Annotated in this window: 2 protein-coding genes; both read right to left on the minus strand. The window is 70.4% G+C overall.

Features of this window, described 5'->3' with window-relative positions; translation table 11 throughout:
* Window positions 1–124: 124 nt before the first annotated feature.
* Window positions 125–1,435 (minus strand): polysaccharide deacetylase family protein, encoded by a 1,311-nt coding sequence (locus ABD378_RS19570; RefSeq protein ID WP_344522210.1) that lies wholly within the window; start codon window positions 1,433–1,435, stop codon window positions 125–127.
* Between the two features lie 229 nt (window positions 1,436–1,664).
* A partial coding sequence (locus ABD378_RS19575) for an ATP-binding protein (protein WP_344522211.1) occupies window positions 1,665–3,024 on the minus strand: 1,360 nt, incomplete at its 5' end.

Genomic DNA, 3,024 nt, shown 5'->3' on the forward strand with positions numbered 1-3,024 from the left:
GGGGCGTGCGGGCTCACGGCGCCGGCGCCGGCCGCCGCGGGGCCCGTCAGAACAGCGAGGGCTGCGATTCCCGCCACCGACACGTACTTCACCGATGCGTACTTCAGCTTCAACCGATTCACGGTCAACTTCTTGTCTCCATCTCTCTGTCGATTTCTCGCTTGGTGGATTTGCCGAGAAAGCTGTGCCAGCCGCCGTCGGGGCGCTGCCCCACCTCGAGTCCGCGCAGCCTGGCGAGGACGGCCGGGTCCTGGACATCGAGCCAGTCGACGAACTGCCGGAAGGAGACGAGGCGCACGTCTTTCTGCCCGGCCATCGCCTTGAGGGCCTCCTCGACGGCGTCCATGTAGATGCCGCCGTTCCAGTCCTCGAAGTGGTTGCCGATGAAGAAGGGGGCACGGTTCGTCTCGTACGCGCGCCGGAAACCGGCGAGATACGACTGGGCCGCCTGGGTGCGCCAGCCGGGATAGTTGAACGAGGGCGCCCGGGTCGAATTCTTCGACTGGTTGGCGAGGATGTTGTAGTCCATGGAAAGGACCTCGAAACGGTGCCCGGGGAACGGGATCTGCTGGAGCGGCAGATCCCACACCCCAAGGCGCTTCTCCGGCCACCGCTGTGATCCGCCGGGCGACGAGGAGTCGTAGCGCCAGCCCCGTTCGCGGGCGACGGGCAGCAGATTGTTCTGGCCGAGGAGGCAGGGGGTGCGGCCGCCGACGAGTTCCTTGTCGTAGTCGAAAGGCAGCGACGGCAGATCGGTCCAGCCGGTGTTCGTGCGCCATTCCTTGACGAAGGAGGTGGCCTGGTCGATTTCGCTCTGCCATTGCGCGGGCGTCCAGTTGGCGACGCTTCCGGTTCCGGTGCAGAAGTGCCCGTTGAAGTGCGTGCCGATTTCATGCCCTTCGAGCCAGGCCTGACGGACGTACTTCAGCGTCTCCTTGATGTGACCGTCGGTGAGATAACCGATGTCGGATGCGCCGACCGCGTTGTTCGGCGGCTTGTAGAGCCGCTTCTTGGGCTCGGGCAGGAGATAGAGCCCGGAGAGGAAGAACGTCATCTTCGCGTCGTGGTCCTCGGCCAGCTTCAGGAAACGCGGGAAGAGACCGTTGCCGACCTCGCCCGCGCCGTCCCAGGAGAAGATCACGAACTGCGGGGGCGTCTCGCCCGGCTGCAGGGGGACGGGCTTGCCCGGCTGATGCGGCTGCTTCCCCGTGTACGAGGTCGAGCCGTCACCGATCACCTTCGCCGGAGTCTGGTTCTGCTGCGCGCCGTGCCCGCCGCCCGCTCCCTCACGCCCATGCCCCCGCGGCCGTCCGGACGGTGCCGGGGACGGCGAATCCTTGGATCCCCACTCCTTCGCGCCGCACCCGGCAAGGCCCGCGCCCGCTGTCACCGCAAGTCCCAGCCCCAGCGCGTGCCTTCGGCCCACCGAGCGCATACCCACTCCGTTCCTTCGCTTCCTGGTCGAACCATGTGTAGACCGAAGGAAGATGAACGAATCAGATGAATGTATGTCTTTTCAGGGATTTAACCCGAGGTGGGCAGTCACGATGTGTCACGACACGCTGGAGCAGGGGGGATGCTCTGCCTCAGAAGTGACGGAGCGTGAGAAATGATGGCCCATCAGTGGTCCTGCCCTGGTCCATCAGTGGTCGGCCGCCCCTGACTCAAGTCGCGGGCGGATCCCACCCGCACGGAGGGATCCACTCGACTCCGTCGAGCGCCGGACCGCGTTCGATCGCGGCGATCAGCTGATGGACCGACGCGTGGCCGGGTGGCCCGGCCACGGAGACGACACCGGCGAGGGCCTTGTGCGCACGGCGCCAGGCGCTGCTGCGACGGCCGCGCAGATGCTCGACGACGGCGTGCGCGTACTGCGTCATGGAGCGAGTCCATATGTCGTGCCGCGTCTGGGTCCCGGCCGACGCGCGCCGGACACTGCGCAGCGCGTCGGCCGGGCGGACGCGCGCCTGGGCCACGGCGAGCTCGGCCCAGCTGGCCGCGGCGGGCGGGCCGTGGTCCGCATGGGCGGGGACGGTGTGGGCGGCCTCCCGCAGGTGCTCGATGGCCCGTTCCGTCTCGCCGTCGAGCAGCGCGATGACGCCTTGTACGTGGGCGACCCGGCCGATGGTCGCGTCGTCCCCCGCGAGTACGGCCACGCGCCAGGCCTGGCCGAGGAGTTCCTCGGCCTCCGGGGCGCCGGTGCACGCGGCGAGCCAGCCGGCCAGCCAGAGGGCCTGCCCGCAGCCGGGGGTGTCGGCGCGGCCGAGCGGCAGCAGCCGCCTCAGATGCTCGCGCCCCTCGGCCGCGTGCCCGCACACCGCCCACCAGAACCACAGGTCCACGACCATGCCGAGGGCGGTCGCGCTCTGGTCGGCGGTGTGCGGAACCCGCTCGAGAGCCGCCCGCAGGTTGGGCTCCTCGTCGCGCAGGAGCAGGGTCGCCTGCTCGTGCCGTCCGGTGCTCCACAACTGGTGTGCGGTCGAGGCGATGGTGCGGTACCAGGTGAGGTGGCGGGTGGCCGCGGCGGCGCTCTCCCCGACGGATTCGAGGCGTTCGGCACCGAACCCGCGGGCCGCCGCCGGCAGCCGATAGCGGGGCTGCAGCACGCCGCCCGGGTCACGCACCGGTTCGAGCACCGAAGCCAGGACCAGCCGCGCGAGGCAGGACGCCACCCGCGCCGGGTCGAGACCGCCGCCCGCGCATACGTGGACGGCGGCGTCCTCGTCGAACTCGCCCGCGAAGACACTGAGCCGAGCCCACACGCTGCGCTCGGCCTCCCCGCACAGCGCGTAGCTGGCGCCCACCGCGGCCCGCAGGGACCGGTGCCGCCGTAAGGGCGCTCCGGGCTCGCCGAGCCACCCCTGGGCGGGCCGGAGCATCCGCGCGAGCTGCGCGGGCGGGTGCAGGGCGGTCTGCGCCGCGGCGAGCTCCACCGCGAGCGGTACGCCTTCCAGTTGGGCGCAGATGTCGCTGACGGCGCGCAGTTCGGCTGCGGCTGCGGCTGCGGCTGCGGCTGCGGCTGCG

The sequence above is a fragment of the Streptomyces rectiviolaceus genome (assembly GCF_039533825.1).
Lineage (GTDB): Bacteria > Actinomycetota > Actinomycetes > Streptomycetales > Streptomycetaceae > Streptomyces > Streptomyces rectiviolaceus.

What these genes read in the sequence shown, in the direction of transcription:
- ABD378_RS19570 (WP_344522210.1), bottom strand. Translation starts at nt 1,435, where the DNA reads ATGCGCTCGGTGGGCCGAAGGCACGCGCTGGGGCTGGGACTTGCGGTG.